The 15,373-nt window shown below is 38.0% G+C and carries 11 protein-coding genes, 4 tRNA genes and 1 pseudogene; 9 read left to right on the plus strand and 7 right to left on the minus strand.

Features of this window, described 5'->3' with window-relative positions:
* Positions 1-219: 219 nt before the first annotated feature.
* Together AM305_RS12815 and trhP are read right to left on the minus strand one after the other, a co-directional pair.
* Positions 220-575, minus strand: a pseudogene (locus tag AM305_RS12815) (helix-turn-helix domain-containing protein); the annotation flags it as partial.
* Between the two features lie 86 nt (positions 576-661).
* On the minus strand, positions 662-2,056 hold the full coding sequence (gene trhP / locus AM305_RS11245) for a prephenate-dependent tRNA uridine(34) hydroxylase TrhP (protein ID WP_005826202.1): 1,395 nt from the start codon (positions 2,054-2,056) through the stop codon (positions 662-664).
* 156 nt (positions 2,057-2,212) lie between these two features.
* Between trhP and AM305_RS11250 the strand changes: the two genes are divergently transcribed.
* From AM305_RS11250 to ilvD, 8 genes are all read left to right on the plus strand, one after another.
* On the plus strand, positions 2,213-2,584 hold the full coding sequence (locus AM305_RS11250) for a cytochrome b562 (protein ID WP_005826203.1): 372 nt from the start codon (positions 2,213-2,215) through the stop codon (positions 2,582-2,584).
* A 126-nt stretch (positions 2,585-2,710) separates the two neighbouring features.
* Positions 2,711-3,535, plus strand: a complete 825-nt coding sequence (aroE, locus tag AM305_RS11255) for a shikimate dehydrogenase (RefSeq protein WP_005826205.1) — start codon at positions 2,711-2,713, stop codon at positions 3,533-3,535.
* 172 nt (positions 3,536-3,707) lie between these two features.
* Positions 3,708-3,784 (plus strand) — tRNA-Met (locus tag AM305_RS11260).
* Between the two features lie 4 nt (positions 3,785-3,788).
* Positions 3,789-3,873 (plus strand) — tRNA-Leu (locus AM305_RS11265).
* Between the two features lie 26 nt (positions 3,874-3,899).
* Positions 3,900-3,974, plus strand: a tRNA-Gln gene (locus AM305_RS11270).
* 48 nt (positions 3,975-4,022) lie between these two features.
* Positions 4,023-4,097: transfer RNA gene (locus tag AM305_RS11275), tRNA-Gln, on the plus strand.
* Positions 4,098-4,217: 120 nt separating this feature from the next.
* Entirely contained in the window at positions 4,218-5,858 is a 1,641-nt protein-coding gene (gene pgi, locus AM305_RS11280) for a glucose-6-phosphate isomerase (protein WP_005826208.1), read from the plus strand.
* 138 nt (positions 5,859-5,996) lie between these two features.
* Positions 5,997-7,832 carry a dihydroxy-acid dehydratase gene (ilvD, locus tag AM305_RS11285; protein WP_005826210.1) on the plus strand — a complete coding sequence of 612 codons (1,836 nt, stop codon included), beginning with the start codon at positions 5,997-5,999 and terminating at the stop codon, positions 7,830-7,832.
* Positions 7,833-7,991: 159 nt separating this feature from the next.
* Here ilvD and AM305_RS11290 read toward each other — a convergent pair whose 3' ends face one another.
* Both AM305_RS11290 and AM305_RS11295 read right to left on the minus strand, forming a co-directional pair.
* Entirely contained in the window at positions 7,992-9,656 is a 1,665-nt protein-coding gene (locus AM305_RS11290; RefSeq protein ID WP_005826211.1) for a ribonucleoside-diphosphate reductase subunit alpha, read from the minus strand.
* Positions 9,643-10,623 (minus strand): ribonucleotide-diphosphate reductase subunit beta, encoded by a 981-nt coding sequence (locus AM305_RS11295; protein WP_005826213.1) that lies wholly within the window; start codon positions 10,621-10,623, stop codon positions 9,643-9,645. The genes AM305_RS11290 and AM305_RS11295 overlap by 14 nt, the downstream gene beginning before the upstream one ends.
* A gap of 363 nt (positions 10,624-10,986) precedes the next feature.
* On the opposite strand from AM305_RS11295, the gene dusA reads away from it, so the two are divergent.
* Positions 10,987-11,976: a tRNA dihydrouridine(20/20a) synthase DusA gene (gene dusA, locus AM305_RS11300; RefSeq protein ID WP_005826215.1), complete on the plus strand. Its 990-nt coding sequence runs from the start codon at positions 10,987-10,989 to the stop codon at positions 11,974-11,976.
* A gap of 158 nt (positions 11,977-12,134) precedes the next feature.
* On the opposite strand, the gene AM305_RS11305 is transcribed toward dusA, so the two are convergent.
* Genes AM305_RS11305 through AM305_RS11310 form a run of 3 tightly spaced genes read right to left on the minus strand, consistent with a single transcriptional unit; the run spans position 12,135 to position 15,317 of the window.
* On the minus strand, positions 12,135-14,585 hold the full coding sequence (locus AM305_RS11305) for a fimbria/pilus outer membrane usher protein (RefSeq protein ID WP_005826217.1): 2,451 nt from the start codon (positions 14,583-14,585) through the stop codon (positions 12,135-12,137).
* Positions 14,586-14,598: 13 nt separating this feature from the next.
* Positions 14,599-14,754, minus strand: coding sequence for a fimbrial biogenesis chaperone (locus tag AM305_RS12820; protein WP_237698386.1), 156 nt, complete (start codon positions 14,752-14,754; stop codon positions 14,599-14,601).
* A 17-nt stretch (positions 14,755-14,771) separates the two neighbouring features.
* Positions 14,772-15,317, minus strand: coding sequence for a fimbrial biogenesis chaperone (locus tag AM305_RS11310; RefSeq protein WP_005826221.1), 546 nt, complete (start codon positions 15,315-15,317; stop codon positions 14,772-14,774).
* Positions 15,318-15,373 lie beyond the last annotated feature (56 nt).

Consider the following 15,373-nt stretch of genomic DNA (forward strand, 5'->3'; position numbering starts at 1 on the left):
ATTTATTTTGGGTTTGTCATCAGTCTAAGTAAATCTGTCAGATTTACTTATTTTATCAGGCAAATATTCTATGCCTGATAGTTTAAAAATGTTTAAACCTTCAGATTTAACGGCTAATTTGAATTTAGCTTTATTAGAAGACGTGATTATTCAAGTCTTAAAACTCCAATCTGGTGGAGAAAGTACGGAGTTAGATGCAAAATTAGTACTTAAACAATTCCTTGATAGTTCAAGGGCCTGTGCCTCACTTAATATAATTCCTTGTTTTGCAACAAGTTTTCAAGAGAGGTCAATCCTTGTTTAAAATTGGCTAAATTATGTCTAAGTCAAATAGAATGTACCGCTGGCTTTTTAGATTGAGAACACGTCGATTTTGATTTAGTAATGATTGTACACTACCCTGCTTGTTGATAATGATAAAATGTATTTCGGTTCATCCCCATCATTTTGTAGGCTTGAGAAATATTACCAAGTTCTTATGCTAAATTAAGTAAATCGGTCTTGTATTTATGAGTGGGGTGGTAAAATAAAACATGAGAGTTTCCTTTTTGGTTTAGATCGAATTTAACACTCATATTCTAAACGGGAAACTCTCATTTTTTATAGTGAATTGTCAGATTAAATCTGATCTTCTACAGAGAACGCCAATAAAGATATAAAATTACACCTTATGCGGATTTCTTGTATTGGTATCGGTTAAATTTCGCATTAACAACGCAAAATCTAATTCAATATCCTGTGGCACATCAACAAAAACAAAATGCCCATCGCCTAAACCAGCCTCAACATTTTCATTCTTACGATTTAACAAGCGGTCAATTTTGAACACTATATTACCTTTGGGGGTCATCATCTCTACCGAATCGCCAACAAGGAATTTATTTTTCACTGCAACTTCTGCCATGCCTTGTTCGTTACGTTTACCGGTAAATTCGCCCACAAACTGCTGACGCTCTGAAATGGAATAGCCATACTCATAATTTTGATATTCATCGTGTGTATGACGGCGTAAGAAACCCTCTGTATAACCACGATGCGCCAAACTTTCTAAAGTATCTAATAACGAAGTATCAAAAGGTTTGCCTTCAGCTGCATCATCAATGGCTTTACGATAGACTTGTGCGGTTCTTGCGCAGTAATAAAATGACTTGGTGCGCCCTTCAATTTTAAGCGAGTGAACGCCCATTTGGGTTAAACGTTCTACATGTTGTACCGCACGCAAATCTTTCGAATTCATAAAATAAGTGCCGTGTTCATCCTCAAATGCGGTCATCTGTTCATCCGGACGATTTGGCTCGGTATAAAGGAACACTTTATCTGTGTGAGCGCCTTCCCCTAAAGTGGGAGCCACATTCGTGACTTCAATTTCAGGCTGATATTTTTGCACTGCATCCTGAGGGACAATATTCCCTACATCATCCGTTGTTCCTTCTTCCATTTTGTATTCCCAACGACAAGCATTGGTACAGGTTCCCTGATTTGGGTCACGTTTATTGATATAACCAGAAAGTAAGCAACGTCCGGAATAAGCCATACATAATGCGCCATGTACAAAAATTTCTAGCTCAATATCCGGTACATTTTGGCGAATTTCTTCAATCTCTTCTAATGACAACTCACGAGATAAAATCACACGGGTTAATCCCATTTGCTTCCAGAATTTAACCGTTGCCCAGTTTACCGCATTCGCTTGAACAGAAAGATGAATATCCATCTCTGGGAAATTCTCACGAACAAGCATAATTAAACCAGGATCAGACATAATCAAAGCATCGGGTTTCATATCTACCACTACTTTGAGATCTTTAATAAAGGTTTTTAATTTTGAGTTATGTGGCGCAATATTAACCACCACATAGAATTTTTTACCTAATTCGTGAGCTTCTTTAATCGCAATTTCTAAGTTTGCGTGATTAAACTCATTATTACGAACACGTAAGCTATAACGAGGCTGCCCTGCATAAACGGCATCTGCTCCATAAGCAAAAGCATAGCGCATATTTTTTAATGTGCCGGCTGGCGAAAGTAATTCTGGTTTAGCGTATTTTAAAGTCATATATTAAATTCTCTTCTGATTACAAGTCAGGACTTCTCACAAGGAGAAGCATTAAAAAGTGTTTATTCTCTAAGAAATAACCTTTTCTCGCAAGCCATAGATAGATTAAAATACAAATTCTTTTAATAATTTTTTTGTAACCGTGGGAAAATAAATATGAAATTGAAAACACTTTTAGCAGTAAGCCTACTTGCAATTTCAACAACAGCAATGTCAGCTGGCGTGATGAAAGAAATGTTTCAAATGAAACAGCAACTCAATTTACTCAATAGTGCCGAAACTGTAGAAGCTTTCCAAGCTTCAGCTAATCATTTTATTACCTTGTCTGAACAAGCAAAAGCAACGATGCCGGCAAGCTTAGAAGGCGATGAAACACGTTTTAAAGGCTATCAAGCCGGTATGCAAGAAGTGATTGACGTTGTCAAAAAAGCAAATGAACAAGCAAAAGCGGGTAAATTAGACGAAGCTAAAGCATTGTTGGCTGAATTAGATGGTATGCGTCAGAAATATCATAAAGAGTATAAATAATATTAAGAATGTCCACGTGATCTTGTTCATAAGATATTCCTTTATCTATTTGTGAGAAATAGAAATATACTTACGAAGTATCGAAGTCGCATAAAGAATAAAAAACCAAACAGGTAAGAAGAAAGAATGCACCAATATGCCGTATGGGGAAACCCGATTGCACAAAGTAAATCGCCTCGTATTCATCAATTATTTGGCGAATTAACTCAAAAAAATATTTTGTATGAAGCAAAACTTGGCGATGAGCAAACTTTTGAACAGCAAATTCAAATGTTTTTTCAGCAAGGCGCTAAAGGGGCAAATATTACTGCACCTTTTAAAGAGCGTGCGTTCAAACTAGCGGATCTACATAGTGAAGGGTGTTTATTAGCAGAAGCTTGTAATACGTTAAAAAAATTAGATGATGGGCGTTTATATGCTGAAAATACGGATGGTGCAGGTTTATGCTCAGATTTAGCACGTTTAGGCTGGTTGATTGAAAAACAACGAGTACTCATTTTAGGGGCCGGTGGAGCAACTAAGGGCGTGTTGTTTCCATTATTAAAAGCTAATCAGCAGATTACCCTTTATAACCGAACTCATGAAAAAGCGGTCGAATTAGCTGAAAAATTTGCAAAGTTTGGGAAAATTCAAGCCGCTTGTTGGGAAGATATTATTCAATCTAAGTTTGATTTAATTATCAATGCAACATCATTAGGTTTGCAGGGTAAGTATGTCGAGTTACCTCAATCGGTTTTAGTGGGTAGCTGTGTATATGATATGCAGTATGCCGTTGATATGCGTACGCCGTTTTTAAATTATGCTCGTTCTCAAGGTGTTGAAAAATACCAAGATGGTTTAGGCATGTTGGTAGGGCAGGCTGCTGAGTCTTTTAAATTGTGGGAAAACGTACTACCGAAGGTAGAGCCGGTATTAGCACAATTACAAACGGAAATGAAAAAGACAAAATAGCATTTTGTAAGCTATTAGGAAATAAGCAAATTTGTGCTGTTTTTATATCAAAACGTTGAATTCATAAGCAAAAAAACAATTTTATTTAAAAAATTGAAAAAAGTATTTGACGAGTAGGGGGAAAATCAGCATAATGCACCCCGTAAACCGATATGGTGAACGCAAATGATATGGCTACATAGCTCAGCTGGTTAGAGCACAACACTCATAATGTTGGGGTCGCAAGTTCGAATCTCGCTGTAGCCACCATATTGCGGGACTGGCGAAATTGGTAGACGCACCAGATTTAGGTTCTGGCGCCGAGAGGTGTGTGGGTTCAAGTCCCTCGTCCCGCACCATTTATCAGTTTACGAAAAATTAGTGTTGGGGTATCGCCAAGCGGTAAGGCACCGGGTTTTGATCTCGGCATCCCTAGGTTCGAATCCTAGTACCCCAGCCATCTAATTTACTATTCATTATAAACTAACGCTTGTTAGTTTTTTTCTTTTGGGGTATCGCCAAGCGGTAAGGCACCGGGTTTTGATCTCGGCATCCCTAGGTTCGAATCCTAGTACCCCAGCCATTCTTCTTTCGATTTTATTTTCATCATCTGTTTTATTAAATAGCTAAATTGCTTTTGATTTCTTTTAAAATTCATTAAAATTATGTCAATTTTATTTTTATACTTTAAAGGAAATTTATCATGCAAAAAATCAATCCTACTCAAACAGTCGCTTGGCAAGCGCTTGAACAACATAAAGCAGAAAATTTAACTATTCCTCAATTATTTGCCGAAAATGCCTCTCGCTTTAATCAATACTCTTTAAATTTTGCAAATCAAATTCTAGTCGATTACTCTAAAAATGCGGTTAATGATAAAACCTTAGACTTATTACGCCAATTAGCCGATGAATGCCAATTAAAATCAGCGACAGAAGCGATGTTTAGCGGTCAAAAAATTAACCGTACTGAAAATCGTGCCGTATTGCATACTGCACTACGTAACCGTTCGAATACACCGGTTTATGTCGATGGCAAAGATGTGATGCCGGAAGTTAATGCTGTTTTAGCGAAAATGAAAGCGTTTTGCCAACGTATTATTTCAGGCGAATGGAAAGGTTATACCGGCAAAGCCATTACTGATGTCATTAACATTGGGATCGGTGGTTCGGATTTAGGTCCTTATATGGTAACAGAAGCGTTACGCCCATATAAAAATCATCTCACCATGCACTTTGTATCAAACGTAGATGGCACTCATATTGCGGAAACATTGAAAAAAGTAAATCCTGAAACCACGCTTGTGCTGGTCGCTTCTAAAACCTTTACTACCCAAGAAACCATGACAAATGCTTTAACCGCTCGTGAATGGTTATTAAGCCATGCAAAAGATGAGTCAGCAGTTGCAAAACACTTTGCAGCGCTTTCAACTAATGCTTCAGAAGTGGCTAAATTTGGTATTGATACTAACAATATGTTTGAATTCTGGGATTGGGTTGGCGGTCGTTATTCTCTTTGGTCTGCAATTGGTTTATCTATTGCTTTATCTATCGGTTTTGAGAATTTTGAGCAGTTATTAGATGGTGCTCACGAAATGGATAAACATTTCCGCAGCGCGCCAATTGAACAAAATATTCCAACAACATTAGCACTGATTGGCATTTGGAACTGTAATTTCTTAGGCGCAGAAACCGAAGCGCTATTACCTTACGATCAATACTTACATCGTTTTGCGGCTTATTTCCAACAAGGGAATATGGAATCAAATGGTAAATTTGTTGGTCGTGATGGCAAGTCAGTAAGTTATCAAACCGGTCCAATCGTTTGGGGTGAGCCAGGAACAAATGGACAACATGCTTTCTATCAGTTAATTCACCAAGGCACGAAATTGATCCCTTGTGATTTTATCGCACCGGCGCAAACGCATAATCCGGTTGGTGACCATCACGCTAAATTGCTTTCAAACTTCTTTGCTCAAACAGAAGCACTTGCCTTCGGTAAATCAAAAGAAGTGGTAGAACAAGAGTTCTTACAAGCGGGTAAAAAATTAGAAGATGTTGCAGAAATCGTGCCGTTTAAAGTTTTTACCGGCAATAAACCGACCAACTCAATTTTGGTTCAAAAAATCACACCATTTACGCTTGGGGCGTTGATTGCAATGTATGAACATAAAATCTTTGTACAAGGTGTTATCTTCAACATTTACAGCTTCGACCAATGGGGTGTGGAATTAGGCAAACAGTTAGCAAACCGCATTTTACCTGAGCTTCAAGGCAATGAAGAAATTGCAAGCCACGATAGCTCAACAAATGGTTTAATCAACCAATATAAAGCGTGGCGTTAATTTTATTTATTAAAGAGGCTCTCATTGAGAGCCTTCTTTTTTGCAAAAAATCCGCAAAATTTTACCGCTTAAATTAAATTTACAGTAGAATAGCTCTATTTTTTAGCACACAACATTAGATACTTGGAGTGATTAGATATGCCTAAATTACGTTCAGCGACCAGTACACAAGGTCGCAATATGGCAGGGGCGCGTGCATTATGGCGTGCGACGGGAATGAAAGAAAATGACTTTGGTAAGCCGATTATTGCGGTGGTGAACTCATTTACCCAATTCGTACCGGGACACGTTCATTTAAAAGATATGGGGCAGCTTGTTGCCGAGCAAATTGAGAAAGCAGGTGGCGTGGCAAAAGAGTTTAATACCATTGCAGTTGATGATGGAATTGCGATGGGACACGGCGGTATGCTTTATTCTTTACCGAGCCGTGATTTAATTGCCGACAGCGTGGAATATATGGTAAACGCACACTGTGCTGATGCGATGGTCTGTATTTCAAACTGTGACAAAATTACCCCAGGAATGTTAATGGCAGCGTTGCGTTTGAATATTCCGACGATTTTCGTTTCAGGCGGTCCGATGGAAGCTGGAAAAACCAAGCTATCCGATCAAATCATTAAATTAGACTTAGTCGATGCGATGGTGCAGAGTGCAGATAAAAATGTCTCTGATGCCGATGTTGATGCGATTGAACGTTCCGCTTGTCCGACTTGTGGCTCTTGCTCAGGTATGTTTACGGCAAACTCAATGAACTGTTTAACTGAAGCATTGGGTTTAAGTTTACCTGGCAACGGTTCTTGCCTTGCAACCCACGCCGACCGTAAGCAGTTATTTTTAGACGCTGGTACGCAAATTGTTGAGCTATGCAAAAAATATTATGAGCAAGATGATTGCTCTGTATTGCCACGTTCTATCGCAACTAAGGATGCATTTAACAACGCAATGAGCCTAGATATTGCAATGGGCGGTTCAACCAATACCGTCTTACACTTACTTGCTGCAGCACAAGAAGCGGAAGTGGATTTCACAATGGCGGATATCGATCGCCTTTCTCGCCAAGTGCCTTGCTTGAGCAAAGTGGCACCAAATACAGCGAAATACCATATGGAAGACGTACACCGTGCAGGTGGCATTATGGCAATTCTTGGCGAATTAGATCGTGCAGGCTTGCTCAACAATCAAACGCGCACCGTGTTAGGTTTAAGCCTTGCGGAACAAATTGCGAAGTACGACATTATGCTAACCAAAGATGAAGCAGTGCATAAATTCTTCCGTGCAGGGCCGGCTGGTATTCGTACAACGCAAGCGTTCTCGCAAGATTGTCGTTGGGATACGGTTGATGATGATCGTCAAAGTGGTTGTATCCGTAGCAAAGAGTTTGCTTACAGCCAAGACGGTGGTTTAGCAATGTTATCGGGCAATATCGCTTTAGACGGCTGTATCGTAAAAACCGCAGGGGTGGACGAGTCGATCTTAAAATTCAAAGGTGAAGCCATTGTATTTGAAAGCCAAGAAGATGCGGTTGCAGGCATTTTAGGTGGAAAAGTGCGTGCAGGACACGTTGTAGTTATCCGCTACGAAGGTCCAAAAGGCGGGCCAGGTATGCAAGAGATGCTTTATCCAACCAGCTATTTAAAATCTATGGGCTTAGGTAAGGCTTGTGCCTTATTAACGGACGGGCGTTTCTCTGGCGGTACATCAGGCTTATCTATCGGACACTGTTCACCAGAGGCCGCCGCAGGTGGTTTAATTGGTGTCGTTAAAGATGGCGATACCATTGAAATTGATATTCCAAACCGCTCAATCCAGCTGGTTGTGCCTGAAGCTGAGCTTGCTCAACGCCGAGCAGAACAAGATGCGAAAGGCTGGAAACCGGCAAACCGTCAGCGTGAAGTTTCTTTTGCACTAAAAGTGTACGGACATTTTGCGACATCGGCGGATAAAGGTGCGGTTCGAGATAAAAGCAAAATTTAAGGTTTGATAAGATATACTTAAATATAGGCATAGTAGACAAAATGGTTGCTAATTTTTGAAAACTATGCCTGTATATTTGGTGTAATAGATAAATTTGTTTTTGATCTAAAAAAGCGTAGTAAACTCTTTTTACTACGCTTTTTTCATTATTATCTTTCTTTAGCCTTCACAGCTTGAACAACTGAGCAAATTACGGTTAAACACTTGCGCAGCACTCATTGAGTTTTGATAATAAATCGATTTTAGACCTAGCTCTTCAGCAGTTAAATATAGCTGATTCAAATCACGTGCCGGTGTTGCAGGATGAATCATTAAGTTAATACTTTGACCTTGGTCGATATATTTTTGACGCTGTGCTGCTTGTTGAATCACACTTAATTGGCTGATTTCAGCAAATGTCTTAAATACATCCTTTTCATGCTCTGACAGCTGTTCTAAATGTTGAACAGAACCATCAGTATGTAAAATTGATTCCCAAATCTCTTCTTTATCTAACCCTTTTTCTTTGAGTAATTTCTCTAAGAATGGGTTTTTATAAACAGTTTTGATCTTCGCTAAATCTTTTACATAGTAATTTGATTTAAACGGCTCAACAGATGGCGAAACACTACCTAAAATAAAGCTACTTGATTTAGTTGGAGCAATACTCATCAAGGTAGTATTGCGGCGCCCGTAGCCTTTTAATAGCTCTGGCTCACCAAAACGTTGCGCTAATTCTTGCGATGCTTTTAAGGTCTTTTCCTGTAATGTTTTGAAGATTAGATTATTTTTTTGCATTGCTTCAAAACTGTCAAAAGGAATGTTATTCGATTGTAAATAACTATGCCATCCCAATACGCCTAAACCTAGCGCACGGTGGCGAATCGCAAATTTTGTTGCACGGTGTAAGAATGGGATATCTTTACTTTTTTCAATAAATTCACTCATTACAACATCAAGGAAGTAAGTTAATACTTCTGGCGCATCCGTGTCTTTCCACTCATCAAAATAAAGTAGATTCATGGAAGATAAACAACAAACAAAGCTTTCCTCTGAGTTTGATGGTAACATGATTTCAGTACATAAATTTGACGCATGTACGGTCATGTTTTTATCTTTATAAACATCTGGTCGACCTGCATTCGCATTATCTTTAAAGAACAGATATGGAATACCGGTTTCTGTTTTGCGTTGTAATAATTTTGCCCATAATTGACGCTTATATGGGTCGCCGGCTTTCATGGACTCTAACCATTCACGCCCTACGCAAACCCCATAATACATCAACTGAATTGGATTACCTTCCGTATGAATATCGAGCCACTCATCAATATCGCCATGCTCAATATCAATATAACCAGCAAACTGTCCTTTACGTGATGTCCCTTGTGAAATCACATCGATCACGGTATCAAACAATTTACTAAAGTTAAACGAACCGTCTGATTTACCGTTATTTTTAATGGCTGAACCACGTGGGCGAATATCGCCAAAGTAACCTGATGTACCACCACCAATTTTACTCATCATTCCCACTTCTGCGGTTGTTTCCATGATCTCATGGATAGAGTCACCGATATAGCTACCAAAACAAGAAATCGGTAAGCCACGATCTAAACCAAAGTTAGACCAAATCGGCGAAGAAAGAGAGAAATAACCACGAGCCATATAGTGGTAGAATTTATCAGCAAAGCCTTCAATACCAAGCTTATGTTCAGCATGCTCTGCAATATAACGAATACGATCTAACGCAGTTGTGCCTTCTAGCAAATAACCACGTTGTAAAAATAAACGGCTATCTTCATTTAGCCATGCAAAATCTGGGCGAATATTAGAATAAATCATCGGCGGTAATCTGTTTCATTTTTTTACTATAATCGGTACTACGTTTGTTAAAGAAATCTGTTTCTTTTGTTGAAAGAATTTCAATATCAAACCATGCTGTTTCTTTTAATAACTCAGGGTTAATGTCATGTGGTGGTTCTAACCCCAATGTAACGAGTGAATTGTTATAACGGCTCTTAATGTAATTTAATACCGTTTCTTTGCTGATAAAACTCAAATCACCCTCTTCGAAGATCCAATCTAAGATCCCTTTTTCAGCTTCAAAAGCCTGACTTGCAAGCGTTTGTAATTCTTCAAAGAATGCTGGTGTAAATAATTCACTATGTTCATCACGTAAAATTTCGTATAACGCAATACCAAATTTACCGTGAATCTCTTCTTCTTTAGATGTCGCTTCTACTGCATTTGAAATCCCTTTAAATAAATTTTTATATTTATTAAAAGACATCATGATTAAGAATTGACCAAACAGTGAAATATGCTCAACAAATAAAGAGAATAATACGAGCGATAATACAAATTCACCTTTACCAGCATCCTTATCTTTCATGAAAGATTCCATATAACGGATACGATTCATCAGAGGCTCAATATCTTGAATTTGGCTAAACATTTCATTTAAACCAAGTTTTTCAAGTAAGAAAGAATAAGCATCTTTATGGCGAACCTCAGATTCAGCGAAAGTTCCACCAACATCATCCATTTCTGGTTTCGGGAAATAACGATAAAGCTCGCCCCAGAAGCGTTTTACATTTACTTCAACCTGAGAAATTGCCAACATTGCACGAGTCAATACATGGCGTTCATGATCCGTAATCGTGGTACGATAATCTTGAATGTCCCCTGTAAAATTAAACTCAGTGTGTAACCAATAAGAATGGCGAATGGCATCTTTAAACTCAAGGAGTTCTGGGTATTCGTATGGCTTGATATTCAAGCGTTTTTCAAAGAGATTTCTTCTTTTCATACTGCTGCTCTATAATTTTTCCTTCAAAGAGGTGCAGATTTTAGGTAAAATTTTTTAGAAGAACAAGTCTTGACAAAGATGTTTTTCATTAGCCCTTTGATTTATAAAGGAAAATATTTTTTAACTTATTAAAATCAATATCTAGTGTATTTTTAGCAAGCAAAACACTATATATAGTAACCTCATAGATTTTACCTATCTATACAAATAATGTATTTTGAGGGAAATTTAGGACAATTTTGCCATTTTATAGTATGATTCACGCCATTCTAGCTTTATTTTACAAGCGGTTAATTTTGATTGCTTTTTTGCAACTCTCAATAAAAATTAAACCGCTTGTTTCTTTTTAAATTAACTCAAAATATGCAAAATCAATTTTATTCAGGACGTTTTTCTGTTGCACCAATGTTGGATTGGACGACTCGCCATTGCCGTTACTTTCATCGACAATTTAGCCAACATGCTTTGCTATATACGGAAATGATTACCGCTCCAGCAATCATTCATGCAAAATATGATTTGTTAGAATATGATCCAGCAGAAAATCCTGTCGCACTTCAATTAGGCGGGAGCGATCCTACTCAATTAGCGCACTGCGCTAAATTAGTGCAGGAAAGAGGTTATGCTGAAGTCAATTTAAATGTTGGTTGCCCTTCTGATCGCGTACAAAACGGGATGTTTGGTGCTTGTTTAATGGGAAAAGCCGACCTCGTTGCTGATTGCATTAAAGCGATGCAAGATGCTGTTGAAATTCCTGTCACCGTAAAACATCGTATCGGTATTGATGAGCTTGATAGCTATGCATTTTTATGTGACTTTATTGAGAAAATCCAACCATATTCAAATGATTTTATCGTACATGCCCGAAAAGCATGGCTTTCAGGACTAAGCCCTAAAGAAAATCGTGAAATTCCACCACTTGATTACGAACGTGTTTACCAATTAAAACGTGATTTTCCACATTTAAACATCTCCATTAACGGAGGAATTAAAACGATTGAGGAGATCAAACACCACTTACAATTCGTTGATGGCGTGATGGTGGGACGTGAAGCTTATCAAAATCCATCTTTGTTAGGGGAAATTGATTCGCAAATTTTTAATGAAAACAAACCGCTTGTAACCGCACGAGAAGCCGTAGAGAAAATGCTACCTTATATTGAAAAGGAATTAGCGAAGGGCGTTTACCTCAATCATATTGTACGCCATATGTTAGGCGCATTCCAAAACTGCAAAGGAGCAAGACAGTGGCGCCGTCATTTAAGTGAAAACGCTTGTAAAGCAGGTGCTGGTGTTGAAGTTGTTGAGCAAGCACTGAGTTTTGTTCAAGAGAGTAATAGTGTAGAAAAGTAGATAGGTGTAAGGAAACTCGAGGCATAATAAATAAAAGATACATTGAATGTTCATGGTGGCACCCACTTGTTGATAAACCTCTAGAGTATATCTAGAGGTTTACAGCAGACTGATTAAGGATATATCAATTTATTACTTCCTTAGTACGTTTTATCATTCTAATGCTCAGGTAAACATTGTACTTTTCTTTCGCTATTTAATATTGCATAGTTTAGTTTGCACTGTTCTTTTTGGCTTGGTCCCCATACTAATCTCAATGTACCATTTGTTTCTTCTGTACGGAAGAAAGCTCGTCCACCTTGTCCTACGTGCCCAATAAGCCGCCCTTGATGATCAAAAATCTCTGTACCTATTGGTGGTAGTGTATTATCACGAAGATTTACATCAAAGAAGTGTAATGTTCCTGATTGTGTTTCTAATTTTACTAAAGAAGCGGTATTAGCACGCGGAATTACATCTTTACTAGTTGCTGAAATTTCAATATCTTCAGGTAGATCTTCTATATCTATTCCTACAGAATTAATCCGATAAGGACTCAAATATGGCACAATAGCATTGCCCCAGTAATCTAAGCGATGGTTCATTTTATTTTTAATTCGAGCATCTTTTGCACCTTTTGCATGGATAATAGCAAACGTCTCTCCTAGTGCTGAACTTAATGTTATACCATAAGGATGAGCAACAACTGCTCCACTTGCTTCGTAGGATCGTTGATTAATATAAGGGCTATGGCTATGAGTTATCCCTAAACGTATAAAGGGCGAATCATATCCAGCATTGACAGAATAAGCGGTAAGGTTTTCCTGTTTGCTTACTGTTCCTCCATAATTAAACTGATCATATTCACCGGCTGTACCATATAAAGATGTTTGAGCAATATAGTGATTTTGAGTATCTCTCGTATATGCATTACGTAAGTAATTTTGGCTATGACCAATGCTAAATGGAATAGAGAAATTCGCGTAAAACTGATTATCTTGTCGTTGATCTTCTCGCTGTTCTCTCCAATAGCCTATTTGAAAATCTATATTTTTTAAATATACGCTATATCCAACTTGATAGCCGTATGCTAATTTTCCATCTTGACGATAACGGTTGGCTGTTCCTGCAAGATAAAGATTACCGTACGAATCACCTAACGGTTGATTTAAAGAGAGACGATATTTCTCTTTAATGGCGTATTTACTATATAGATTTGGATTATCATGATCTAAAACGGTATCATTTAAACTGTAATCGTAATCTCCTAAAAAGTATTCCGCAGTTGCATAAAGATAGGTTTGGGAATCCATCAAGTTTTTACTATATATGATTTTAAATGATGGGCTTTGAGGTCTATTTTTTAAATGCGATAGTGTTGCTTTTGTTTCAAAAGTACCTAACGGGTTTTGCCAAATCAAGCCTAAATTTCCCGAATAGTAATGATCGGCAATTGTTGCACCACCATTCAATGTTAATACATTATTTAGCCCATATTGCATGGATGTTTGAAAAACATTAACCGGATAAAGATGGCTATTTTGGCGATAATGCCCCGCTGCAACTTCATACCACAGCTGTCCCTGACGCATTAACCCAGACCCACTAGTATAAGGAACAATAAAAGAACGGACAGAGCCGTTATTCTCTGTTATTTCAACCAATAAATCCCCGGCATAACCACTTGGATAAATATCATCAATTACAAATGGGCCAGGTGGTACAGTTGTTTCATAGATAATATTACCATTTTGGCGAATCGTCACTTTAGCATTTGTATTAGCAACACCTTTTACTGTTGGCGCAAATCCTTGTTGAGAATTTGGCAACATGCGAGGATCTGACGCTAAAGCAATACCACGTAAACTGATACTATCGGCAACACGTCCTTGAGTATAGAAATCCCCTAAGGTTAATCGGCCTTGTAATGTATCGACATCATGTTGCACATAAGTATCATAAGACTGATAACGTTTATCTCTGTAATTTCTATCTGTATAAGATCCACGATGTCGCACTGTCCAACCATTCCATGTTGCACCACTACGTAAGCCGAGATAGGTATAATGCTCACTTTCTTTCTCATTTTCTCTCTTTGTTTGATAGTAATTTAAACGGTAGTGAGTAAAAAGTGCCGGAATACCCTTTTCCCATCGGCTTGGAGCGATATATCCTTTAGGTCTGACAATCGTTAATTCTTGAGGTAATTCTAAATTTAACTTTTGACTTGAGAGATCAAAAGTAAATTTTCCCTTAGGAATTACCTCGAATGTACTTAAGCATTCTCCATCGGTAGGTTTCTTTTCTATGGCATCAGACTTAATATCAAACATAGCAAGTAGTGCCGAGTCTATACATAATCTTGCTCTACCATTTCGTTCATCAATAAAAGTGATGGAATATTGACCGAGAGGTTTCTGATTAAGAGTGATATCGGCTAGATACTCGCCAGGCAATACTTCATTTTTATATCGAAATCGATCAACATTAATCGTTTGCCCATTTGGACTATGTAGAAAGGAGGCGTTAAATTCATCACCTTCATCTTGTTCAACAGATGCATAAACCGGTACAACTGAGAGTGCCGTAGCGATAGCAATAGCTAATCTCTTTCGTGAAAATATATCCATAAACTACTACCATTTAACGTACTAAAGACGTTACTCCTTTTGTGCTACCACCAAAATCATTAATGACACCCCATTCCACACTGTCTCCACGAGATACAGCATGTCTTAATGTAAACGTTAAATCAGAAAACGGTGCAACCATTCCATTTTTAATGATATCTGAGATCACTTTATTGCCTTGTTTCACTACGACATCTTCATAAGTAATATAATAAGGTGCTCTGGATTGTGCACTCTTAATACACTGCCATCTAGTTGCCAAACTGTTTTTGTATAGGCATCATGAACGGTATAAGGTAAATTATGGGGTCTAAAAAACAATTTTAATCGGTTACGTACCGTTAATTGCATATAGCTATCAGCTTTTTCTTCTGCTTTCGGTTTAGGGGGAATATCTAATAAATTAAAATAAAATAACGTTTCTCGATCTTGAGCAAGCTTTTCACCCGTATAGCGAATACGTAAAGTATGACGAGAATTTGCTTCCACACGAGTCATCGGTGGATTAATAGAAAAAGGTACGGATGTAATATTTTGTGCTCCGGCCGAATTATCTTTTTCAATCCAAGCCTGAACCAAAGCGGGTCTAGCCTGTTTATTTTCAAGCTCAACACTCACTACTTTTTTATCTGCTGGATAAACAACTCGTGTCCCTGTAATAACAACATTGGCGTGTGCTGTGGTAAATGTAAAGACGCCAATGAGTAAAGTCCATAAATATTTTATCCTCATACAACCTCTAAAATGTCATCAAAAAAACAAAAGTCTCCCCTTATACGAGGAGACTA

The organism is Actinobacillus minor NM305, from assembly GCF_000175195.1.
Lineage (GTDB): Bacteria > Pseudomonadota > Gammaproteobacteria > Enterobacterales > Pasteurellaceae > Haemophilus_A > Haemophilus_A minor.